This is a genomic window from Chryseobacterium sp. SC28 (assembly GCF_003932955.1).
Lineage (GTDB): Bacteria > Bacteroidota > Bacteroidia > Flavobacteriales > Weeksellaceae > Epilithonimonas.
In genome coordinates this window covers 37,839-60,954 of the sequence record NZ_QOVY01000016.1, presented here as the reverse complement: position 1 = coordinate 60,954, position 23,116 = coordinate 37,839, and the positions used below count along the sequence as shown (strand labels likewise).

Annotated in this window: 18 protein-coding genes; 5 read left to right on the top strand and 13 right to left on the bottom strand. The window is 40.9% G+C overall.

Annotated features, from left to right (window positions below; genetic code table 11):
- The first annotated feature begins 226 nt into the window (after positions 1-226).
- Positions 227-520, top strand: a complete 294-nt coding sequence (locus DTW91_RS09720; RefSeq protein ID WP_125203190.1) for a type II toxin-antitoxin system HigB family toxin — start codon at positions 227-229, stop codon at positions 518-520.
- A 3-nt stretch (positions 521-523) separates the two neighbouring features.
- The gene (locus DTW91_RS09715; protein ID WP_125203189.1) at positions 524-883 is read left to right on the top strand and encodes a type II toxin-antitoxin system HigA family antitoxin; all 360 of its coding nucleotides are present in this window, start codon (positions 524-526) and stop codon (positions 881-883) included.
- 260 nt (positions 884-1,143) lie between these two features.
- On the opposite strand, the gene DTW91_RS09710 is transcribed toward DTW91_RS09715, so the two are convergent.
- From DTW91_RS09710 to DTW91_RS09700, 3 genes are all read right to left on the bottom strand, one after another.
- A complete protein-coding gene (locus DTW91_RS09710) occupies positions 1,144-1,914 on the bottom strand; it encodes a TIGR02757 family protein (protein ID WP_125203188.1) in 771 nt (256 codons plus the stop codon).
- A gap of 156 nt (positions 1,915-2,070) precedes the next feature.
- Positions 2,071-3,717, bottom strand: coding sequence for an alkaline phosphatase PafA (gene pafA, locus DTW91_RS09705; RefSeq protein WP_125203187.1), 1,647 nt, complete (start codon positions 3,715-3,717; stop codon positions 2,071-2,073).
- A gap of 185 nt (positions 3,718-3,902) precedes the next feature.
- Entirely contained in the window at positions 3,903-4,829 is a 927-nt protein-coding gene (locus tag DTW91_RS09700; RefSeq protein ID WP_125203186.1) for a malate dehydrogenase, read from the bottom strand.
- Between the two features lie 263 nt (positions 4,830-5,092).
- Between DTW91_RS09700 and pfkA the strand changes: the two genes are divergently transcribed.
- Both pfkA and gap read left to right on the top strand, forming a co-directional pair.
- Positions 5,093-6,079 carry a 6-phosphofructokinase gene (gene pfkA / locus DTW91_RS09695; protein WP_125203185.1) on the top strand — a complete coding sequence of 329 codons (987 nt, stop codon included), beginning with the start codon at positions 5,093-5,095 and terminating at the stop codon, positions 6,077-6,079.
- A 56-nt stretch (positions 6,080-6,135) separates the two neighbouring features.
- Complete coding sequence (gap, locus tag DTW91_RS09690; RefSeq protein ID WP_125203184.1) at positions 6,136-7,140, top strand: type I glyceraldehyde-3-phosphate dehydrogenase; 1,005 nt, start codon at positions 6,136-6,138, stop codon at positions 7,138-7,140.
- Positions 7,141-7,225: 85 nt separating this feature from the next.
- Here the strand turns inward: gap and DTW91_RS09685 are convergent, their stop codons facing one another.
- Positions 7,226-7,393 (bottom strand): hypothetical protein, encoded by a 168-nt coding sequence (locus DTW91_RS09685; protein ID WP_228412703.1) that lies wholly within the window; start codon positions 7,391-7,393, stop codon positions 7,226-7,228.
- A gap of 214 nt (positions 7,394-7,607) precedes the next feature.
- On the opposite strand from DTW91_RS09685, the gene DTW91_RS09680 reads away from it, so the two are divergent.
- Positions 7,608-8,051, top strand: a complete 444-nt coding sequence (locus tag DTW91_RS09680; protein WP_125203183.1) for a hypothetical protein — start codon at positions 7,608-7,610, stop codon at positions 8,049-8,051.
- On the opposite strand, the gene DTW91_RS09675 is transcribed toward DTW91_RS09680, so the two are convergent.
- From DTW91_RS09675 to DTW91_RS09630, 9 genes are all read right to left on the bottom strand, one after another.
- Positions 8,043-8,891 (bottom strand): diacylglycerol/lipid kinase family protein, encoded by an 849-nt coding sequence (locus DTW91_RS09675; protein WP_125203182.1) that lies wholly within the window; start codon positions 8,889-8,891, stop codon positions 8,043-8,045. The genes DTW91_RS09680 and DTW91_RS09675 overlap by 9 nt on opposite strands.
- An 86-nt stretch (positions 8,892-8,977) precedes the next feature.
- The gene (locus DTW91_RS12885; protein WP_228412702.1) at positions 8,978-9,424 is read right to left on the bottom strand and encodes a DUF6526 family protein; all 447 of its coding nucleotides are present in this window, start codon (positions 9,422-9,424) and stop codon (positions 8,978-8,980) included.
- Positions 9,425-9,465: 41 nt separating this feature from the next.
- The gene (locus DTW91_RS09660; RefSeq protein WP_125203179.1) at positions 9,466-10,257 is read right to left on the bottom strand and encodes an RsiV family protein; all 792 of its coding nucleotides are present in this window, start codon (positions 10,255-10,257) and stop codon (positions 9,466-9,468) included.
- 60 nt (positions 10,258-10,317) lie between these two features.
- Positions 10,318-12,252, bottom strand: a complete 1,935-nt coding sequence (gene gyrB, locus DTW91_RS09655; protein ID WP_125203178.1) for a DNA topoisomerase (ATP-hydrolyzing) subunit B — start codon at positions 12,250-12,252, stop codon at positions 10,318-10,320.
- Positions 12,253-12,502: 250 nt separating this feature from the next.
- Positions 12,503-13,930, bottom strand: a complete 1,428-nt coding sequence (locus DTW91_RS09650; protein WP_125203177.1) for a glutamate synthase subunit beta — start codon at positions 13,928-13,930, stop codon at positions 12,503-12,505.
- Complete coding sequence (gltB, locus tag DTW91_RS09645; protein ID WP_125203176.1) at positions 13,930-18,462, bottom strand: glutamate synthase large subunit; 4,533 nt, start codon at positions 18,460-18,462, stop codon at positions 13,930-13,932. Before gltB ends, DTW91_RS09650 begins: the two co-directional genes overlap by 1 nt.
- 101 nt (positions 18,463-18,563) lie before the next feature.
- On the bottom strand, positions 18,564-20,264 hold the full coding sequence (gene lysS, locus DTW91_RS09640) for a lysine--tRNA ligase (protein WP_125203175.1): 1,701 nt from the start codon (positions 20,262-20,264) through the stop codon (positions 18,564-18,566).
- A gap of 187 nt (positions 20,265-20,451) precedes the next feature.
- Positions 20,452-22,599 (bottom strand): glucoamylase family protein, encoded by a 2,148-nt coding sequence (locus DTW91_RS09635; RefSeq protein WP_125203174.1) that lies wholly within the window; start codon positions 22,597-22,599, stop codon positions 20,452-20,454.
- A gap of 94 nt (positions 22,600-22,693) precedes the next feature.
- Positions 22,694-23,071: a c-type cytochrome gene (locus DTW91_RS09630; protein WP_125203173.1), complete on the bottom strand. Its 378-nt coding sequence runs from the start codon at positions 23,069-23,071 to the stop codon at positions 22,694-22,696.
- Between the last annotated feature and the right edge of the window lie 45 nt (positions 23,072-23,116).

Below are 23,116 nucleotides of genomic sequence, written 5' to 3'. Positions count from 1 at the left end.
ACAAGAAAAACAAGCAGAAAACAAGAAAATAAGCATTAAAAGAATGAGAAAAATCGCCTCTTGGAATTTAGATTACTTGCAGGAGTTATTGAAATTTTAATGCGTTTGACCTGGTAGGAATGTTTAAAAAGACATAGTTCAATTATTATTTATTACATTTTCCCAATAATTATAACTAAAATTCCCATATTGGGAATTTTTTGTTTTATATTTGTAAAAAATAAGTGTGAGAGTTATTGCAAAAAAGATATTGAGGGAATTCTGGGAAATTCATTCTGATTGTGAACAACAATTGAAAGCTTGGTATCAAGAAGCAGAAAATTCGAATTGGAAAAATCTGAATGAAATGAAAAACGATTTCCCAAGTGCAAGCATTTTAAAAGACAATCGGGTTTGTTTCAATATCAAAGGCAATAATTACAGACTGATTGTCAAGATTAATTTTGATTACACGATGATGTGGATAAGGTTCATCGGAACTCACGCAGAATATGATAAAATCGACGCCAACAAAATTTAAACAATGAAAAATCTAAAACCAATAAAAACCGAACAAGATTACAAGCAAGCTTTGGAAAGGCTGGAAGATATTTTCGATGCAAAACCAAATTCAAAAGAAGGTGATGAACTGGAAATCCTTGGGATTCTCCTAGAAAAATATGAGAATGAAAATTTCCCGATAGAACTTCCCGACCCAATAGAAGCCATCAAATTCCGAATGGAACAGCTGAATTTCTCACAAAACGATCTGGCAAAAATCATCGGTTTGAAAAGCAGAGCCAGCGAAATTCTGAATAAAAAAAGAAGACTTTCGTTGGAAATGATTAGAAATCTGAGCGAGAAACTTCATATCCCCTCCGAAGTTCTAATTCAGGAGTATTAGACTTATCCACAAAAAAATGTTGATAAGCATGAAATTTTAACATTCAGTTTACATTCCGTATTGTTTTTCTTTCTAAATTTACATCATAAGATTAAGAAAAATCGTTTTGATCGCGTATTTATTTTCAATCAGAATCACTCAAACTAAATTTGATATAAAAATTTAAGGATAGCATTGTCGGCTGTCCTTTTTTGTTGTTGTTTAACTAAAAAAATGAGATGTTTTTATCTACTGAGCCGGCTCCTAAAGGGTCGGTTCTTTTATTCAAATTCCTTTGAAACGCCCAATCCAAACAAGGCAAAATCATAGATCGCAGGATCATCGGGCTTATATTTTCTAAGAATCAAATCCAATTCCGAAACGGCTTTCCAATCGTTTTGTTTTCTGCTAAGAATGCCAAGTTTTCGCGAAATATTGGCCGTATGAACGTCCAGCGGAAGAGATAAAAACCGCGCGTCGATATTTTCCCAAATGCCAAAATCCACACCTTTTTTGTCTTTCCGAACCATCCAGCGCAAAAACATTAGCAACCTTTTAGAGGCCGAGTTTTTGTAAGGCGAACTCAAGTGCTTCTCTCCGCGGTGTTTTTCAGAGATGAAGTGACTTCGGAAACGTTCAATGGAATGATAGAAATCGGTTTCGTTTTCATTGAGGAGAAACGCGTCTTCCAGACTGTCAAACTTGCTATAAATCCGCCGAAAATTCTTTAAAAAAAAGATAAAATCCTCGTGATTGAAGGTCCTGTGAATCGCCTTTTGGGGAATATTTTGCAAATCAGAATCCTGAAAATTCATCACGAAATCGTAAGGCGAATTCCCCATCAAATCTATCATTTTATTTGCGTCAGTGATGATGGACTTCCGGTTTCCCCAAGCGATGCTCGCCGACAAAAATCCGGCAATCTCGATATCTTGTTTCAAAGAAAAACGGTGCGGAATCTGAATCGGATCATCTGTGATAAAATCGATAGAATTGTAGAAATCCGCTTTCTCATCCAGCAAATCGAAAACGTCTTTTTCCTGTAATTTCATATTCAACTGCAAATTTCTGCAAAAAAATGTCATTCTGTCGGAATCTTCATAATTGGATTTTTCGAGAATGACAAAATTGGGTTTTTATATTTTTTCTTAAAATTAAAGCAGAGAATTACAATCTAACTTCTACATTCTAATCTCTAACTCTCTCTTTTACCTTCCAATCACCTCTGCAATTGGCTTTCCAATGTTTCCGCTTGGGAACTCGATATGCAATAATGCCGAAATAGTTGGTGCAATATCCGTCATATTATAATCCGCATTGCTCTCGCCGTGCTTGATGCCCCAGCCCATAAAAATCAGTGGAATGTGGGAATCGTAGGAATTCCAAACGCTGTGTGTTGTCCCTTTTTTTGCATAATTTGGCAACATTCCGTCGTGCGAAATCAGTTGGATATCGCCGCTCCGTTGCCAGTTGTAACCATTAATTATTCTGGTTTTAATTGGTTCCGGAATGGCAGACGACCCGATTTTCTTGAGATCGACGGCGTACAGCACTCTTGGGTCTCTGTTCAGACTATTGATGATGGTGGTTTTGATATCCTCTTCGTCCAGATTTTTTTCTTTGATCAGATTTTGATTGAGATAGATTTGGTAATTATCGACGGCTAAGACCAATTTAGAATTGGCATATTTTTTCTCTAATTCGGCGCCCAGATTTTTCGCCATTCCTTCATCAAAGAATCCGCCGAGTATTTTGTTGGCTTTCAGAAATCCCTCGGCGTTGGCAGCGCCGTGATCTGCGGAGAGGAATACCAGATAATTGTTTTTTCCGACTTTTTCGTCCAGCATTTTGAAAAACGTGGCCAAATCTTGGTCCAATCTGATGTAAGTATCTTCTACCTCAATAGAATTGGGGCCATAAGAATGACCTACATAATCTGTAGAAGCCAGATTGATGGCAAGAAAATCGGTTTCCGAGCCTTTTCCTAAAGCATAATTATCCAAAGCTGCTTCTGCAAACTTCAATGTCAAAGTATTTCCAAAAGGTGTCGTGCGGATGACGCCTTTTTTACTTGCGTAATCTGCCAAAAGATTTTTATATGGGAAAACGGGTTCTTTTGCTGTCCCAACTGGATTTTCCCATTCTGCGTTATCGGCCGTACTTTCTGTGTATTCGGCAATGGGCAAAGCTGTTTGCCAGCCATTTGCCAATAGTTTTTCCGAAATTTTTTGATTGTTAAAATCCGTTACCCATTTTGGCAACTCATTCATATAATAAGAACTCGTAACGAAATTTCCGGTTGAGTCATCAAACCAAAAAGCGCCCGTGGGATTATGGCCGGCCGGCAAAATGGAAGCGCGGTCCTTGAGAGAAACGCCGACGACTTTTGATCGGAAATTACTTGCAATTCTCAACTGATCGGTCACCGTGGTGGACCAAAGATTTTTGGGTGAATGGCTGCCGATCTTTCTATCGTTGGTCCCGACAGGATTGACGCTGTCATCTGTTGTACAATAAACATTTTTACCGGTATCTCTGTCCGTCCAATCGTTTCCGGCAATGCCGTGAATCGAAGGAACCGAACCGGTATAAATAGAGGCATGACCAATGGCCGTAACCGTCGGGATGTAGGGAATATGAACATTATTAAGAGAATAACCTTCGCCCAAAAGCCTTTGGAAACCGCCTTGCCCAAATTTTTTCTCAAATCGGTAGAGATAGTCCCAACGCATTTGATCTACGACCAACCCGACAACCAATTTGGGTCTTTCTCCTGAATTTAATTTGGTTTTCTGCGCACTGACAATCCCAAATGTAGCAACCGCTAAAACAAAAATCTGAATTTTTCTGAACATTGAATTACTTTTTATTGAGTCCAAATTTACGGCATTCAATGTTTTTGGAATATGAAGTTTATATTAAAGTTTGAGGATCTAAGAATGAAACAAATCAATAAAATTCACCGGATCAAAAAATAAAAAACCGTCCCAAAATATTCAGGACGGTTTGATTGATTTATTTATATCAAAAATCTTAAAAATTAAAACTTCAAATCTCCATTCACATCGCGAACGGCCTGGGCGGCTTCTGCAAACTTCAACTGTTCTTCCACGGTCAAAGAGATATTCACGATTTTTTCTATACCATTTTTTCCGATAATGGCAGGAACGCCCAAGCAGATGTCGTTTTGTCCGTACTCGCCTTCCAGCATCAAGGAACAAGGGATCATTTTTTTCTGATCGCACAGGATGGCCTGAACCATCACAGAAACTGCCGCGCCCGGTGCGTACCAAGCAGAAGTTCCTAATAATTTTGTCAATGTGGCGCCTCCGACTTTAGTTTCTTCAATTACGCTAGCTTTTTGCTCATCGCTCAGGAATTCGGAAACTGGAACGCCGTTTCTTGTTGCTTTGCTGTACAGTGGTAACATTCCGGTGTCAGAATGCGCTGCGATTACCATTCCGTCCACATCAGAAATTGGACTTTCCAATGCTTCTGCCAGTCGGTATTTGAATCTTGCGGAATCCAACGCACCACCCATTCCTATGATTCTTTCTTTTGGAAGTCCGGATGTTTTATGAACCAAATAAGTCATCGTATCCATCGGATTAGAAACCACGATGAGGATGACGTCCGGAGAATGTTTCACCAAGTTCTGAGCCACTTCTTTTACGATTCCCGCATTGATACCGATTAATTCTTCACGCGTCATTCCGGGCTTTCGGGGGATTCCAGAAGTAATTACTGCTACTTTGGAACCGGCAGTTTTGGAATAATCTCCCGTGGTTCCGGTAATTTTGGTATCAAATCCATTCAGCGATGCGGTCTGCATCAGATCCATTGCTTTTCCTTCGGCAAAACCCTCCTTGATGTCTACCAAAACAACTTCAGCCGCGAAGTTTTTCATCGCGATGTATTCTGCACAGCTTGCTCCCACTGCGCCTGCTCCAACTACGGTAACTTTCATAATTTAATTTTTAATAATTTTAATGTGTTAGTTCTATATTAATGGAATCTTGCGATTTCCTAATCATCAGATAATAATTTCAAATTTTTTAACTGTCGTAAATATAATAAAAGTTCCCCAGCCCCTGCAGGAATTAATTCTAATATTTGTCATATTTACCAAATTTCTCCAGCCTTTGTCAAAAAATATAATTACAGCATAGTATAAAAGTCATTCTTTGATATGGTTCATATTTCGTAAATTTGCCTTGAAAAAAATTGAATATGGCAGAAAACAACATGAAATCTATAGCAGTTTTTACTTCCGGTGGCGATGCTCCGGGCATGAACGCTGCTCTTAGAGCTGTTGTAAGAACAGCAAACCACTATGATATCGACTGTTACGGAATCCGCGAGGGTTACAACGGACTGATTGCAGGTGATGTGATAAAGATGGGACCACGATCCGTAAAAAATATTATCAATCAAGGGGGAACCATCCTCAAATCGGCAAGATCCAAAGAATTTATGACACCGGAAGGCCGAAAGAAAGCCTTTGAGCAATGTCAAAAGCTGGGCATCGATGCTTTAGTCTGCATCGGGGGCGACGGAAGTTTTACCGGCGCCAAGATCTTCAACGAAGAATATGGGGTCAAAGTCATAGGTATTCCCGGAACGATCGACAATGACATCTTCGGAACCGATCAAACCATCGGTTACGATACAGCGCTAAACACCGCAATGGATGCCATCGACAAAATCCGGGATACGGCTACTTCTCACAACCGTGTTTTCTTTGTAGAAGTGATGGGGCGTGATGCCGGTTTTATTGCGCTCAACAGCGGCATAGCAACGGGCGCTTTGGATATCCTGATCCCCGAAAGAAAAGACAAAATAGAAGATCTGTTCAACACTTTCAGAACTGCGGAGAAAGTGGGCAAATCGTCCAGCATCGTGGTGGTTGCAGAAGGTGAAGAATTAGCAAATATTTATGATCTTGCGAAGGCCACCAAAAAAGAATTCCCAAACTACGACATCCGGGTAACAGTTCTAGGGCATATCCAGAGAGGCGGCTCGCCAAGCTGTGCAGACCGGGTGCTGGCCAGCAACCTTGGTTATGGCGCGGTCATCGGCTTGATGGAAGGAAAAAACAAAGTGATGGTGGGAATGCAATCGAACAAAATCGTCTACACACCCATAGAAGAAGCCATCAAAAAACATAACGAAATCGACAAAGATCTGCTCAAAATAGCTGAGATTTTGGCGATGTAATTGCTTAATTTTTCGTAGATTTATTGAACAAAAAAACCTTAATATTTTAAAATAATATGTCAACAATTAAAGTAGGAATTAACGGATTCGGAAGAATCGGACGTTTAGTTTTCAGAGCAATGACCGAGAGAGAAAACATCGAAGTGGTAGGGATTAATGACCTTATCGATGCAGCTTACATGGCGTACATGCTAAAGTATGATTCAGTCCACGGCCCATTCAAAGGAGAAGTATCGGTACAAGGAAACAACCTTGTCGTCAACGGAAAAACAATCCGCGTCACTGCAGAGAAAGATCCTAACAACCTAAAATGGAACGAAGTGGGCGCAGAATATATCGTAGAATCCACCGGATTATTTCTTTCTAAGGAAACGGCGCAGGCTCACATCAACGCCGGTGCAAAAAAAGTGGTTCTTTCTGCACCACCGAAAGATGACACGCCGATGTTTGTAATGGGAGTAAACCACAACACCTTAACAGACGACGTTACCATCTTTTCCAACGCATCCTGCACGACCAACTGTTTGGCGCCGTTGGCAAAAGTAGTCCACGACAACTTCGGTATTGCCGAAGGTCTTATGACAACGGTACACGCTACCACTGCAACTCAAAAAACTGTGGATGGCCCATCTGCAAAAGACTGGAGAGGCGGGAGATCTGCGCTCAACAACATTATCCCTTCTTCCACAGGGGCTGCAAAAGCAGTAGGAAAAGTAATCCCTTCTCTTAACGGAAAATTGACCGGCATGTCTTTCAGAGTACCAACGCCGGATGTTTCTGTGGTAGATTTAACTGTGAAATTGGAAAAACCAACTTCTTACGAAGAAATCTGTGCTGCCATAAAAACAGCCTCGGAAGGAGAACTGAAAGGTATCCTTGGATATACTGAAGAATCCGTTGTTTCTCAGGATTTCGTAAGCGATTCTAGAACTTCCATCTTCGACAAAGAAGCCGGGATTATGCTGAACCCGACATTCGTAAAATTAGTTTCTTGGTACGACAACGAGTGGGGCTATTCTAATAAATTGGCTGACTTGCTTGTACATTCGGCCTCGTTATAATTAGATTATTTTTTTAATCACCATAAAATTTGGGATTGCCCCAAAAATAGTTAAATACTGTTTTGGGGCATTTTTGTTGTAAATTCTACACTAAAACACTCAAACTCCTTGGCAAAACTTTGATATGAATCGGAGATTTGATTTTCTTGAATTCTCCATCGATGTGCCAAGTTTTGGTATTGACTCTGAATTCGATTCCCGAAACCGGAAGATAGGTGACGTAATCATCTTCTGTGAGGCGTTTTGTAAACATTCGGTAAGCGAAGAAAGGAGAATCCTCGCAAAATTTTTCTCTTCGTAAAATATTTCTTTTTAAATTAGCGAAAAAGCTAAAACCTATCTCGTGAAAAAAATCATTAGCATCTTCTTGTGTTTTATTGGACTATCGATTATAGCTCAAGAAAAACCTCCAACTTTCAACAGTTCTTCTGCAAGTTCAGGGGGACTTAAAATAATATCGAAAAAAGATGTCCTTAAAGAAAAAGGAAATCATCGACCTTGCAAAATTCAAGAATCTTAACATTCAAAAAATCACGTTGAAAGATCTGTCTGATAACTCGGCAGAAACGTCTCTTGGATTGATGATGGAATATGAAACTTTTGACCGGATTTCGAAAAAAACTTTGACCGTTGAAAAAAGTGAACTGTCAAAACTTATTCAATCTCTTCAAACTTTGGAGCAAAAAGAAAATGAACGGATTGGTAATTCCGAAAAGAAATACAAATTTACCTTGATGAACAACATTGAAATTGGTGCTGTCTACAAAGAAAGTTCAAAGAGCTGGATCAATTATTTCACATTTCCTACTGATTATTATACGCAAAGCATCTATGAATTTGGTAAAGATGAGCTCAGGGAATTCGTTAAAATTTTGCAGAAAGCTGAAAAAGAATTGCAATCATCAAACTAAAACCCTCAAACTCCTTGGCAAAACTTTGATGTGAATCGGAGATTTGATTTTCTTGAATTCACCATCGATGTGCCAGGTTTTGGTATTGACTTTGAATTCGATTTCCGAAACCGGAAGATAGGTGACGTAATCATCTTCTGTGAGGCGTTTTGTAAACATTCGGTAAGCGAAGAAAGGAGAATAGTACAACGGAAACTTCCTCACCAAAACCAAATCTACCAAGCCGTCACTTTTGCTCGCCATCGGCGCAATGTATGCGTTGTTCCCGAACTGCCGCGTGTTGGCAACATTTAGCATAAGATATTTCCCATTGTACTTTTTATAGTTTTCTTCGCTGAATTTGATTTTAATAGGCTTATAATTGAAAAAAGTTTTGATCGAAACTTTGATATAATTCTTGAAACCTCGGTTTGTTTTCTCAAATTCCTTCACAACTTTACCGTCAAATCCGGTTCCTGAAACGTTGATGGAAAAATGTCCATTCACCGAAAAGGTATCAATCTCGCGGAATTTTCCTTTTTTTATCTTATTCAATAATGTAGAAATATTTTTGGTAAAGTTATTTTCATTTGAAAAACCATTCCCGGAGCCGGCCGGAAAAACGGCCAATATTTTCTCCGAATTTATCAGTTTTTGGGCTACGCCGGAAATAGTACCATCGCCCCCAACGGCTACAAATACATCAATGTTTTCCCAATGTTGATCGATGAAATGGCTCGTATCGTCCAAAGATTTAGAGACTAAATAAAGTGGATTTTCAACTTTTTGCAAGAGCTCGTCGAGAAAGGGCTGAGGATTTTTCTTGGCAGAAAACGGGTTGATTATGAAGGCAGCTTTCATCTCGCCAAAAATAAAAATACTCCGGGAATGTCGAGAGTATTTTTCTACTTTTTTTTAAATCTAATTTTAAATCGATAAAAATTCATTTAAACCCGGCTGTAATCTGCCTTCCAATGCTTGATATTTTGCTTGATGGTCTGCGCCGGCCAATCATTCTCTATGGTTTTATTCATCAGATCGATGAGTTCTTCGTCTTCCGCAAAACGAAGTGCAAAAATTTGCGATTTCGAAAACTGATAAGGTAAACTTTCGAGCGTTGCACCGGTCAAAAAATAGTATCGCAACTTGAATTCATTAATAATGATTCTGTCTTGCAACCCCAATGCATAATGCTGTCGCAGCATTACCGCGAGCACAATTATCAGCAAGATAAGAGCCGAGATTGCAATCCAAATCCAAGCGAGATCTCCGTTGCTGCTGTATTTCCAAATGCGGGAAATGGCAAATCCCAACATAACCAATGATACCGGAAAGAAGATAAAGTGGTGCAAAGGATAATATTTGCGGTGATTTTTGAAATTCTGCTGGTTCATAAGACGTTTGTTTAGGTATTAGCATACATTTTTTAAAAAATTTATTTAATTTTATACTGTGCCACGAACTCGGGTTTGAGCTTGTTTTTGATTTCAGAAAAATTGATGGTGATGTAAACCACGCCGGCCGCGTACGCTGTGATTTCATATTCGTTGTAAACGAAGGTGATTTTCCGGTCATCAAAAAAGAAATTACTATTTGGCATAATTTGATCTACGAGAAGCATTTCTTTTTGTTCCGGCTGCTCGAAATGGCTTCTCAGAATGCCGTCCCAAGCCGGATCTTTCGGATTTATGAACAGATCTTTAAGCGTGATGACTTTGTTTTTATTAAGATCAAAAACTTTATATCTTTCGAAAAAATAGCCGTGCGCACCGCCTGTGAAGCCGCTTCCGGTATATAGTAATGTTAAAACGTTGTCTCTGAGAGAAACCAACTTCATCGTGGATGTCTCGTCCCAATTTTGTTTGAATTCCGGTGTCCAATCTTGGGAATCCCTCTTGCTGGCTGCAAAGCTTTCTTGCATTTGCTTTGTCAGAGCGGCTTTTAGAGAATTTTTGTCGTAAGATTTTTCTTTTATGCCGGCTACTTTGTAGATGCTATCCAAAACAGCTTTATTCTTGATGCTTGGGAACACCAACAGTTGCTTGGTAAAAGAACTGGTAAGATTTTTGTTGATGACCGCCGAATCTGCCACTTTTACCGAATCTATTGCAAATGTTTTTGTAGTTAAAGTATCGGCATTACTTGCCGCAGCACCATTTTTCACTTTAGAATCCTTACAGGAACTCAGTATTATTATGATAGAAAAAATAGCAATGAGATTTTTCATAAGTTTGTTTTTAAATTTGACAACAAAAAACCTTCCAAAATTGGAAGGCTTAAAATTATTTTAAACATCTATCCTTGCATAGACGGCATTTTTTTCAATGAACTCTCGTCGTGGTGGTACGTCATCTCCCATCAACATTGAGAAAGTTGAATCTGCTTCCACCGCATTATCGATTGTCACTTGCTTCAGAATTCGGTTTTCCGGGTTCAAGGTGGTGTCCCAGAGTTGCTCCGGATTCATCTCTCCGAGACCTTTGTAACGCTGAACTTCTACACCTTTTCCGTCGGGAGCTAATTCCAAAGTAAATTGTTCGCGTTCTTTCTCGTTGTAGGCGTACAATTTTTTATTTCCTTTTTTCAAAAGGTACAAAGGTGGCTGCGCAATGTAGATATAGCCGTTCTCGATCATCTCGGTCATAAAACGGTAAAAGAAGGTCAAAATCAAAGTTGAAATGTGAGAACCGTCGATATCGGCATCGGTCATAATGACAATTTTGTGATATCTTAATTTGCTCATATTCAAAGCTTTGGAATCTTCTTCGGTTCCTACCGAAACGCCTAAAGCGGTATAAATATTTTTAATCTCCTCATTATCATACACTTTGTGCAGCATCGATTTTTCGACATTCAGAATCTTACCTCTCAAAGGTAAAATCGCTTGGAAATGACGGTCACGACCTTGTTTCGCCGTTCCGCCTGCGGAATCTCCCTCCACCAAGAACAACTCCGATTCTGCCGGATCTTTGGAAGAACAGTCGGACAATTTTCCCGGCAAGCCCGAGCCTCCCATCGGAGATTTTCTCTGAACCATTTCCCTTGCTTTCTTCGCGGCCTGTCTTGCTTTGGCTGCCAAAACCACTTTTTGCACGATGATCTTGGCTTCGTTCGGATTTTCTTCCAAGAAATTCGTCAGCATTTCGCCAACGATTTTGTCCACAGCTCCGGAAACTTCGGAGTTTCCTAATTTAGTTTTGGTCTGTCCTTCGAATTGTGGCTCCATCACTTTTACGGAAATCACGGCGGTAAGGCCTTCGCGGAAATCGTCTCCCGTGATCTCCACTTTTTCTTTGGCCGGAATTCCCAGATCATCTGCATATTTTTTGAGCGTTCTGGTCAAAGCACGGCGAAAACCAGCCAAGTGCGTTCCGCCCTCGTGGGTATTGATGTTGTTGACATAAGAATGGAGGTTCTCTGTAAACGACGTGTTGTAGCGCATAGCGACTTCTACCGGAATGCCTTCTCGTTCGCTTTCCATGTAGATGACGTTCTCCATTATAGATTCGCGGTTTTCGTCGATGTATTCTACAAATTCTCTCAAGCCACCTTCGGAATGAAAAACTTCTGAGCGGAAGCTTCCGTCTTCGTTGGGCTCTCTTTCATCTATCAGCGTAATGGTGATTCCTTTATTAAGGAAAGCCAACTCTCTGAGCCTGTTGGCCAGTGTTTCGTAATTGAAAACCAGTTCTTGGAAGATGGTGGCATCGGGTTGGAAGAAAATTTCGGTTCCTCGTTCGGTGGTTGCTCCAATTTCGGCGACATCTGCCAGTGCTTTGCCTTCGGAATATTTTTGTTGATAGACTTTGCCTTTGCGCCGCACAGTTGCTATCAGGAGTGTTGAAAGTGCATTGACACAGGAAACCCCCACGCCGTGGAGACCGCCCGAAACTTTGTAAGAATCTTTATCGAATTTGCCGCCGGCACCGATTTTGGTCATCACGACCTCCAAGGCAGATTTTTGCTCTTTCTCGTGAAGATCCACAGGAATCCCTCGTCCGTTATCTTTGACGGAGATGCTTTCGCCTTTGTGGATGGTCACCGTGATTGTGTCGCAATAGCCTGCCAGAGCCTCATCAATGGAGTTATCTACGACTTCATAAACCAAATGGTGCAGACCTCTGAAGCCCACATCGCCGATGTACATCGATGGTCTTAATCTCACGTGCTCCATTCCTTCCAAAGACTGGATGCTGCTTGCTGTATATTCTTTTTGACTCATATTTTTTTGTTAAAGGCCAATTATCACTCTTTCAATTTGTTAGAATAACAATATTTCTTTTTGATTTGTTAAATTATCTTGTTAAAATGCTTACAAATATGGTGATTTTTTTCGAGATACGAAAGGATTAAATCAAGTGAAAAGGAGAAGTTTTTAACAGGGAAGTTTTTCGATTCAGTGATTCAATTTAAATGCAAAATCGAACCAAAATGGCTCGATTAATAAAATTAACATATTTACAGAATAATCTTTACTCACTCAAAAACGCATCCACTTTCTGCGCACATTTCCGTCCTTCTGCAATGGCCCAAACCACGAGACTCTGCCCTTTTCTGGCGTCGCCGCAAGAGAAATATTTGGTCTGATTGGTCTTGAATTCTTTATCATTTCCGATAAGGTTTCCTTTTGGATCCAGATGAATATTCAAATCCTCCACCAAACCTTTGTGCTCCACGTGCGTGTAACCCAAAGCAATGAAAGCCAAATCACAATCGATGACGAATTCTGAATTGGGTTTTTCTGTGTACAAATTCCATTTTCCGTCGGCATCTTTTGTCCACTCCGCTTCTACCAATCGGATTCCGGTCAAATTTCCGTTTTCATCTTTTACAAATTCTTTGGAATTGACGGACCATTTCCTATCCACGCCTTCTTCGTGAGACGACGTAATATGCAAGGTCATTGGCATCGTTGGCCACGGCATCGTTTCGTCGCGTTCCGTAGGTTGCATCGGTTTGTAATAGATTTGATAGACAATCTCGGCACCTTGCCGATTGGCCGTTCCAATACAATCTGAACCTGTGTCTCCACCGCCAATCACGACGACTTTTTTCCCTCGTGCATCAATATCTTTTTCGTTAAATGCGATTCCGCTGACTTTTTTGTTGCTTAAGGAAAGATAATCCATCGCAAAATGAACGCCTTTAGCATCACGATTTGGAATCATCAATTCTCTTGGAACTGTACTTCCCAAGGCCAGAACGACCGCATCAAAATTCCGATTGAGTTCTTCTGCAGAATAATTAACCCCAACGTGGACATTTGTTTTAAAAACAATCCCTTCCTCTTTCATCCATTGCACACGCCGCTCAACGATATTTTTATCCAATTTGAAATCCGGAATCCCAAAGCGCAGTAATCCGCCAATTTCCGGGTCACGTTCAAAAACGGTAACCGAATGTCCCATTTGATTTAATTGATAAGCTGCCGCCAAACCTGCGGGGCCGGAACCTACGACCGCCACTTTCTTATCTGTTCTGAATGTCGGAATAATTGGTTTCGCAAAACCTTTTTCGAAGGCAATCTCGATGATGTTTTTTTCCACTTCCTCTATCGTCACCGGCAAACTGTTGATTCCCAAGACGCAAGCCGCTTCACAAGGCGCAGGACAAATCCGGCCTGTAAATTCGGGGAAATTATTGGTAGAAATCAATAATTGATAAGCCTTTTCCCATTGCTCTTGGTAAACTGCCTCGTTGAATTCCGGAATCATGTTCCCGAGCGGGCAACCACTTTGACAAAACGGAATGCCACAATTCATACAGCGTGCCGACTGCTTGTGCAGATAATCTGCGGTAATCGGCTTGTAAAATTCTTTATAATGCTTAATCCTTTCTTCCACAGGAAGTTTCTCGGGCAATTCTCTGTCATATAATAAAAATCCGTCTGCTTTTCCCATTACTTCAATTCATTTATTTTATTTTCAATAGCTTTTTTATAGTCACGAGGATAGACTTTGATGATGTGTTTTAAATTATTTTCGAAATCACTTAACAGATAAGAAGCCAATTCGCTATTCGTCATTTCGAAATGCTCCTGAATCAAAGTTTTGATTATAAACCTATCATTTTCTGTAATCCCTTCCAAATTTGCCATATCCGGATTGAAATTCTCTTCCAACGACCTTTCAGTATCCCAAACGTAGGCAATTCCGCCGCTCATTCCGGCACCGAAATTTCTTCCGACTCTACCAAGAATAAGAACAGTTCCGCCGGTCATATATTCGCATCCGTGATCGCCAACACCTTCTACAACTGCAGTTGCACCAGAATTCCGAACCGCAAAACGCTCGCCCGCCATTCCTGCAACAAAAATTTTTCCCGACGTCGCTCCGTACAAAGCTACATTTCCGATGATGCTGTTTTCGTGCGCTTTGAAAGTTGATGCTTTATCGTGAAAAACCGCAAGTTTGGCTCCCGAAAGTCCTTTACCAAAATAATCATTCGCATCACCCTCAAGAATCATCGTGATTCCTTTGCTACAAAATGCGCCAAAACTTTGTCCAGCCGTTCCTTTAAAATTGAATTTTAGGGAATCGTCCGGCATTCCTTCTGATTTATATATTTTGGTCAATTCGTGTGAGAGAATGGTTCCGGTTGTTCTATCCGTATTTTTAATTTGGAAATAAGCTTCCGCAGTGCCATTTTCTTCGATTGCCAACTTCGCAGCTTCCAACATTTTCCAAGAAAGAGAATCATTGATGCCGTGGTCTTGATTTTCATTTTTAATGATTGGCAAATCGGTTTCTGGTTTGAAGAGAATCGGACTTAGGTCAATATTTTTATGTTTCCAAAACGAAATATCTTTTTTCGTGGTCAAACATTGCGATTGTCCTACCATTTCGTCGATCGTTCTAAATCCCAGACTGGCCATTATTTCTCTTACCTCCATCGCCAAAAAAGTGAAATAACTCACCAAATGTTCAGGCTTGCCTTTAAATTTTTTTCGAAGTTCTTCATTCTGAGTAGCAATACCGACCGGACAAGTATTAAGATGGCATTTCCGCATCAAAATACAACCTTCCACAATCAAAGCAGATGTGGAAATGCCCCATTCTTCTGCACCTAATAATGTAGCGATGACAATATCTCGACCCGTTTTTACCTGGCCGTCAACCTGCAAAGTGACGCGCTGGCGCAGCTTATTTTTGATTAAAGTCTGGTGCGCTTCTGCCAAGCCCAATTCCCAAGGTAAACCGGTATGCCTTGTGGAACTAATGGGTGAAGCACCCGTTCCGCCATCATAGCCGGAAATAAGAATGTGATCTGCCTTTGCTTTTGCAACGCCCGATGCAATGGTACCTACACCCGCTTTTGAAACCAATTTAACCGAAATTCTTGCATCGCGATTGGCATTTTTCAAATCAAAAATTAATTGAGCCAAATCTTCAATAGAATAAATATCGTGATGCGGAGGCGGCGAAATAAGACCGACGCCTGGCGTAGAATGCCTGGTTTTTCCAATCCACTCATCCACTTTGAATCCTGGCAATTGACCGCCTTCTCCCGGTTTTGCGCCTTGTGCCATTTTAATTTGAATTTCGTTGGCCTCGGCTAAATATCGGGCTGTGACGCCAAATCTCCCAGATGCCACTTGCTTGATTGCCGAGCGCAAATTGTCTCCATTTTCATTCAAGACGTACCGATCTTCGTCTTCGCCGCCTTCGCCCGTATTGCTTTTTGCGCCGATTCTATTCATTGCAATTGCAAGCGTTGTATGAGCTTCCCAGGAAATCGAGCCGAAAGACATCGCACCCGTTGCAAAGCGTTTCAGGATATTTTCCAAAGGTTCAACTTCATCGATAGAAATAGGTGGTCGATCGTTTTCAAAATCCATCAAACCTCTTAATAAAGACGCTTTCTCCGATAATTGATTCACGGTTCTTGAATATTTTTTGAACAAATCGTAACGGTTATTCCAAGTGGCCTGCTGCAACAGATGGACGGATTGCGGATTGAACTGATGGTATTCATTTTCTGGTTTCCACTGATAGATTCCGCCAGGCTCCAAGACATTTTCTTGAATTTTGGAAGCGAATGCATGGAAATGTTTCTCCAGCGCTTCTTTTGCAATTTCATCAAAGCCAATCCCATTAATTCTCGAAATAGCGCCCGTAAAGCAAGTGGTGACAACGCTTTTGTCTATTCCGACAATTTCGAAAATCTGGGCACCGTGATAGGATTGCAGAGTCGAAATTCCCATTTTGGAAAATATTTTCAATAGTCCGTCGCCGACTGCTTTTTTATAATTACTTTTTAATTGTTCCAGCGTACTTTCTGCTGCGAATTCTTGCTTATGAAACATTTCTCGTATGCTTGCCAACGCGAGATAAGGATTGATAGCCGTAGCACCAAAGCCCAATAGTGTGGCAAAATGATGAACTTCCCAAACATCGCCGACTTCCATTACCAAACCGATTTTTCTGCGAACGCCTTTCCGAATCAGATGATGATGAACAGCCGAGCAAGCCAATAGCGAAGGAATTGTCGCGTGACCAGAATCCATCGATCGGTCGGAAAGCACGATTACTTCGAAACCGTCGTCCACCGCATCTGTGGCATATCGGCAAATCCTGTCAATCGCTTTTCTAAGATTGCCCTCCTGTCCATCTGCTTTGAAATAGGTGTAAATGGTTTTGGATTGAAATTTACCGGTATCGACGCTTCTCAATTTCTCGAGTTCTTCATTATTAAGAATCGGATGATCTAGTTTGATGGAATGGGCAAAATTCTTGTCCTCCTGCAGTAGGTTGCCGCTTCCGCCAATAATCGTTGTGAGAGACATCACCAATTTTTCGCGGATGGGATCGATGGGTGGATTCGTAACTTGAGCAAATAATTGTTTGAAGTACGAACTGAGATGCTGCGGCTTTTCACTCAGCACGGCCAGCGGCGCATCAAAACCCATCGAACCAACTGGTTCTTTTCCGTACTGTGCCATTTCTTTTATCACCACATCCAGATCTTCTCTGGAATAGCCGAATGCTTTCTGATATTTGAAAATATCTTCGGATTGTAACCTGTTAAAACGAATTTTAGGGCTGGGTAATTCATTAATATCAATCTTCATTTTATCCAGCCAATCTCTGTAGGGCTGCGAAGTACAGATTTCCTTTTTCAGTTCTTCATCGCTGATGATTTTTCCTTTTTTCAAATCCACCAGAAACATTTTCCCGGGCTGCAGGCGGCCTCTTTTAATCACTTTTTGAGGATCTACTGGTAGCGCGCCCGACTCTGAAGCCATTATGACGCGATCATCGGAAGTCACACAATACCTTGACGGGCGAAGTCCGTTTCGGTCCAAAGTGGCGCCAATCACGTCGCCGTCTGTAAAAGAAATAGATGCAGGACCATCCCAAGGCTCCATCATACAGGCGTGAAACTCGTAAAAATCTTTTTTGTACTGCTCCATTTGATCGTGACCATCCCAAGCCTCTGGAATCAGCATCATCATCGTATGCGGAAGCGATCTTCCTGAATGATAAAGCAGCTCTACCATATTATCAAGATAGGAAGAATCGGATTTTCCTGGCTTTGTGATTGGCAATATCATATCCATTTCCTGCGCCGTGAAATTGGGACTTTGGAATGTTTTTTCTGCAGAACGCAGCCAGTTGAGATTGCCGCCGATGGTATTGATCTCGCCATTATGCGATAAAAAGCGGAAAGGCTGTGCAAGACTCCAAGTAGGATTGGTGTTGGTTGCGAAACGGGAATGCACCATTCCAAAGGCTGAACGAAGCCTGGCATCCGTAAGATCTTTGAAATAATTGCGAATCTGAACAGAGCGCAACTGGCCTTTATAAATAATCTTTTTGCAGGAAAACGACGCGACATAAAAACCTATGGCATCGCTGCTGGTGACACTTGTAATCTGATGCGAAATATAATTCTTTAAAACAAAGAGTTTTCTTTCAAAATCTTTTTCCGTTTCGGTATCGAAAGGACGTTCGATAAAAAGCATCTCCATTACAGGTTCGAAGCTTTTCGCCAAATCTCCAAGCTCAAGATTATTGACAGGAACTGGACGATAACCCAAAATCTTGAGTCCTAATTTTTCCGCAGATTGCTCAATAATCTCTTTGCATTCCTGTCTTATAAAGTTATTCTGAGGAAAGAAAAGCATCCCGACGCCGTAAAATCCGGGGTCTGGCAAATCGATGCCATAGTTCAGCGCCTCATCGTAGAGTAATTCGTGTGGTATTTGCAATTGAATTCCGGCGCCATCTCCCGTATTTCTTTCGTAGCCTGTTGCGCCTCGGTGCTCCATATTTTCGAGCATTGTGATGGCATCGCTTACGATTTTGAAACTCTTAACGCCTTTTATATTGGCGACAAAACCAACGCCACAGGAATCGAATTCGGTTTCTGGAAGATAAAGTCCGTGATTTGTGAAAGTTTGTTTTGGGGAAATTTCGGGCGTTCTTTTCATCTGCAATTGGTTGTTTCCTCACAAATTTAACGAAATTATTATTTACATCAAGAAAAAACCCCACTTTAGCAAGCAGGGTGATTGATATTTAACTTAAAGCATTAAACCAACTTCATCCACAAAACCTCATCGATTTTTTCAACTTTCACCAGATTATTTTTAGCCAAAGTTTTGGAAGCCTTGTCCCATTTTTTCCCCGAGAGCTGCGAACGATTTTTCACTTCGTTGAGTTCAAACGGCGCCTCCTGAGAATTTAGGATTTCGAGAATTACTTTTTCATCTTCTCCCAATTCGACTTTAGTTTCTGCTCTTTCCGGTCTCATTTGCGGGAAAAACAACACTTCTTGAATCGATGCATTGTTGGTTAAAAACATAATCAAGCGATCCATTCCGATTCCCAATCCAGACGTTGGCGGCATTCCGTATTCCAGAGCTCGCAGGAAATCTTCGTCGATGAAGCCCGTTGCTTCGTCGTCGCCATTTTCGGATAGAGCCAATTGATGTTCGAACCGTTTTCTTTGATCAATCGGATCATTAAGTTCTGAATAAGCATTGGCAATTTCTTTTCCGCAAACTATCAGCTCGAAACGCTCGGTCAAGCCATCTTTGCTTCGGTGTTTTTTGGTCAAAGGCGACATTTCTATTGGATAATCGGTAATGAAAGTGGGCTGGATGAAGTTTCCTTCACACTTCTCGCCGAAAATTTCGTCGATCAATTTTCCTTTTCCCATCGTCTCGTCCACTTCGACGCCGATAGATTTAGCAAAATCGAATAATTCCTCCTGAGATTTCCCGGTAATATCGAAACCGGTGTATTTCAAGATCGCTTCGGTCATAGAAATGCGCGGATAAGGCGCCTTCCAGCTGATTGTATGCTCCCCGAAAGTAGAATCCGACGTGCCGTTGACAGCCCTGGCACAGAACTCCAACAATTTCTCGGTAAAATCCATCATCCAGTTGTAATCTTTGTATGCCACATAGATTTCCATCGCGGTAAATTCTGGGTTGTGTGTCCTGTCCATCCCTTCATTTCTAAAGTTTTTGGAGAATTCATAAACGCCGTCAAATCCGCCAACGATCAGTCTTTTCAGATACAGTTCGTTTGCAATTCTAAGATATAGCGGAATGTCCAAGGCGTTGTGATGCGTGATGAAAGGTCGTGCTGCCGCGCCGCCGGGAATCGACTGGAGGATGGGCGTTTCCACTTCAAAATATCCTGCATCGTTGAAAAAAGATCTCATTGCATTGAACAGTTTTGTTCTCTTCACAAAGATTTCTTTCACATGCGGGTTCACAATCAAGTCGGCATAGCGCTGTCTGTAGCGCAATTCCGGATCATTAAAAGCATCGAAGATATTGCCTTCTGCATCCACTTTGGGGAGCGGAAGCGGACGAAGCGACTTGGTGAGCAAAGTGAAATTTTCTACTTTCACGGTCATCTCACCAACCTGCGTTTTGAACAATTCGCCTTCCACGCCGATGATGTCACCGATGTCCAAAAGATGTTTGTAAACCTCGTTGTACAAAGTTTTGTCTTCACCGGGGCAGATCTCGTCGCGATTGAAATAAACCTGAATTTTACCTTCGGAATCCTGCAAATCGGCAAAACTCGCCTTTCCCTGAATCCGTCTGGACATCAATCTTCCGGCGATCACCACCTTCTTGCCTTCTTGGAAATTTTGCTTTATAGACTTTGTAGAATCGCTGATTTTGTATTCTGCAGCGGGGAATGCGTCTATTCCCAGTTGCTTTAGTTTTTCTAATTTCTCGCGACGGATTATTTCCTGCTCTGATAATGACATCTTAATTCAAATTTTTGGAACTGCAAAAATAGTGATTTTTAAAATGTTCTATGAAACTTAAATTTTGCTGGTAGGATTTTAACGCAAAGTTCGCTAAGTTTTTTTGAAATTATCGAAAATATCCTAAGGTACATAAAGACATAAAACTTAGCAAAGATTTTAAATCTCAGTCAAATGAAAGAATAAATTATTTGTCAAAGCTTTCTTTTTCTAATTTTCGAAGTCCGGCTTTCACATCAGGATGGCTCATAAACAATTTCCAAATTAAACCTGTTCTATAATTTTCTATCATCACAGCCATTGGCCCCTGATTCAGACCCATAAAAATCGGCGAGCACCAGTTATTATTGAGGTCAAAGGAATCCCGAAAACCATATTCGCCCCACAGGAAATGGCCGTAATTGAGATAGAAATTTTTCAAAACTGCCATAGATTCGGCTGGTGTGTACGGAAAAGATGCAATGGCGCCGGTGGGAGTGAGTTTTCCAGTGTCTTCTCGTTGCACAGGTTCATCTGGGTTGTAGCCATTTGGTCCGTCGGAAGCGGTCAAGCCCCAGCCGTCTTTGCCGTAGCCTTTTTGTTTTTTCGGATTTTCGACGCAATACAAATAGTTGATTTTAGAAATGTTCTGATTATTTTTGAAATAGTTGGTATATCTGTCCGTCAAGCCGTGCGGGTCGTAACCCATAAAAGAATAATGGGTAAAAAATAATGGACCTCCTTTGTTCACACCAACATCCAGCTTGATGCCATAATAGGTATTTCCGTTGGTGTACATAGCGCCTTCATCGGACTTTCCCCAATTTTTCCGGTAATCCTGAGCAATTTTGTCCTGACTTGCCCAGCCGGAGTAATACAGACTTGCCGGAATGGAGTGCGTTGGCGAAGCGATTGCCAACAGATAAGTCGCCATCGTCTCGTTCCATCCGATCAAGCGGTGGTTGATTACCCAGCCCTGATCCGGCGACCAATGCCAATAAAGATATTTGCTGTCAGGTTTTTGACGGAACCAATCCCACTCGATTCCTTTCCAGAATTTGTCTATTTTTGCCCTGATATTCTTTTCTTCGGCATTATCTTTATTAAAATATTGATGCGCGGCCAACAAACCCTGAACTAAAAATGAGGTTTCCACCAAATCTGCTCCATTGTCTTTTTTTCCAAAGAAAGGCTCTGTCTTTCCGGTTTTTCCATCGATGAAATGCGGAACTGCGCCGTGGTACTTGTCGGCTTTCTCGAGGAAGTTGACGATTTTTGTAAAACGCGCTACTACTTCTTTTCTTGTAATAAATCCACGTTCCGTTCCTGCAATCAAGGCCATCAATCCAAAACCGGATGCGCCTGTCGCGATCATATTTTGCCGTCCGTTGGTATTTTCTTTCGAAAGTCCACTTCCGGTTTCTGCGCCGTCCCAATAATAATTGAAAGAAGCTTCCTGAACCATTGTCATCAGCTCTTCATCGGACATATTTTTGGTTTCGGCTGAGACCATTTCTGACCATTTTGATTCATTGAAAAGCTTGTCGAGGTAGCTTATTTTGTAGGCATATTTTTTTCCGGTTTCGTTGGTGAGATCTGCAAATCTCTCAATGTAAGCATCTTGGATTCCGACTGGTTTGAAGTCTTTTCTATTTTCCGAGCGGTAGATTTTGACGTATCGGATTTGGTCATTTTCAAACGGTTTCCACTTCAGGTCAACGTGCTTCATATAAGCTTTAGCAGATGAAATCTTCGGCGTTTCAATAATCGTTTCATTTTCTTTTGAATGGATGAAGGCAATATCATCCAGCCAGATTTTATTATTTGATTCCGTATTTTTGGGCTGCGAGAAAACGAGCGCTTTTATTAATTTTGGATTGTCTTTAACAGAAGAATCAAGGTTTGAAATATCGATTAAAATATTCTCCCACTGATTATTTTTAGCTAATTTAAGATTCACTGATTTCGAAAAAGTGCCATCGGTTTTTTGAAGTTTTATCGTCGGTAACGTATTGGAATCATTGTTCTCAGATTTAATCCAAAAACTCAGAAAATTGGCTTTGTTGAAAAAATCTTTTCCTCGTACTTCTTCATATTCTATCGAGGCTTCCCATCTTCCGTTTTTAGCATTTTTATAATCCAGCAAAAGAGAATTCCCCGGTGAATGAAATTCATTTTCATCGACCAATACTTTTGAATTCTGATTTTTGATAGAAGAACTTCCCGAAACTTTAACATTCCCATAAAAGAAATTGTCTTGCATCAGACTGTTTGTGAACAACGTATAATCGTATTGATGTTCTTGCGCAAAGATAGAAGCAGAAACAAAAATTAGAGACCGAAGGATGATTTTCATAAATTCAAATTTCTGAAAGTTAATCAAAATCCTAAAAAGAGACATACAAAAAAATAGCTAAACCCGTCTTTAGATTTTATATTAATTTCAAATTCTATTTCAATGATAAAATGTACTGCGCCATAAACTTCGCATTTTCCTTACTGAGGCCGTGCGCCGGCATCGGAACATCGCCCCAAACGCCCGAACTTCCCTTGATAATTTTGTCCGCCAACATTTCTACATTTTCGGGTGTATTTTCATATTTTTCTGCCACTTCTTTGTACGACGGGCCAATCATTCTTTCATTTAATTCATGACAACTCAAGCAGTCGGCATTTTCTACCAGCGATTTTCCTTCGGCAATAGGATCGCTAATGCTCTTTGTAGCAAGTGCTTCCTCGGCAAGCAAAATATTTTTGTTTCCCGAATTTTCCGGTTTGGAACAAGACGACAAAAGCGTCATTAGCAGCAACAGAACAGCGTTTTTCATAGGGTATAGTTATGAAAACAAAGTTATGACATCCTGAATTAAGAT

What these genes read in the sequence shown, in the direction of transcription:
- DTW91_RS09635 (WP_125203174.1), bottom strand. Translation starts at nt 22,599, where the DNA reads ATGAAAATCATCCTTCGGTCTCTAATTTTTGTTTCTGCTTCTATCTTT.
- DTW91_RS09630 (WP_125203173.1), bottom strand. Translation starts at nt 23,071, where the DNA reads ATGAAAAACGCTGTTCTGTTGCTGCTAATGACGCTTTTGTCGTCTTGT.
- pfkA (WP_125203185.1), top strand. Translation starts at nt 5,093, where the DNA reads ATGGCAGAAAACAACATGAAATCTATAGCAGTTTTTACTTCCGGTGGC.
- pafA (WP_125203187.1), bottom strand. Translation starts at nt 3,717, where the DNA reads ATGTTCAGAAAAATTCAGATTTTTGTTTTAGCGGTTGCTACATTTGGG.
- gltB (WP_125203176.1), bottom strand. Translation starts at nt 18,462, where the DNA reads ATGAAAAGAACGCCCGAAATTTCCCCAAAACAAACTTTCACAAATCAC.
- DTW91_RS09700 (WP_125203186.1), bottom strand. Translation starts at nt 4,829, where the DNA reads ATGAAAGTTACCGTAGTTGGAGCAGGCGCAGTGGGAGCAAGCTGTGCA.
- DTW91_RS09650 (WP_125203177.1), bottom strand. Translation starts at nt 13,930, where the DNA reads ATGGGAAAAGCAGACGGATTTTTATTATATGACAGAGAATTGCCCGAG.
- gyrB (WP_125203178.1), bottom strand. Translation starts at nt 12,252, where the DNA reads ATGAGTCAAAAAGAATATACAGCAAGCAGCATCCAGTCTTTGGAAGGA.
- DTW91_RS09710 (WP_125203188.1), bottom strand. Translation starts at nt 1,914, where the DNA reads ATGAAATTACAGGAAAAAGACGTTTTCGATTTGCTGGATGAGAAAGCG.
- gap (WP_125203184.1), top strand. Translation starts at nt 6,136, where the DNA reads ATGTCAACAATTAAAGTAGGAATTAACGGATTCGGAAGAATCGGACGT.
- lysS (WP_125203175.1), bottom strand. Translation starts at nt 20,264, where the DNA reads ATGTCATTATCAGAGCAGGAAATAATCCGTCGCGAGAAATTAGAAAAA.
- DTW91_RS09660 (WP_125203179.1), bottom strand. Translation starts at nt 10,257, where the DNA reads ATGAAAAATCTCATTGCTATTTTTTCTATCATAATAATACTGAGTTCC.
- DTW91_RS09675 (WP_125203182.1), bottom strand. Translation starts at nt 8,891, where the DNA reads ATGAAAGCTGCCTTCATAATCAACCCGTTTTCTGCCAAGAAAAATCCT.
- DTW91_RS09680 (WP_125203183.1), top strand. Translation starts at nt 7,608, where the DNA reads ATGTCCTTAAAGAAAAAGGAAATCATCGACCTTGCAAAATTCAAGAAT.
- DTW91_RS09685 (WP_228412703.1), bottom strand. Translation starts at nt 7,393, where the DNA reads ATGTTTACAAAACGCCTCACAGAAGATGATTACGTCACCTATCTTCCG.
- DTW91_RS09715 (WP_125203189.1), top strand. Translation starts at nt 524, where the DNA reads ATGAAAAATCTAAAACCAATAAAAACCGAACAAGATTACAAGCAAGCT.
- DTW91_RS12885 (WP_228412702.1), bottom strand. Translation starts at nt 9,424, where the DNA reads ATGAACCAGCAGAATTTCAAAAATCACCGCAAATATTATCCTTTGCAC.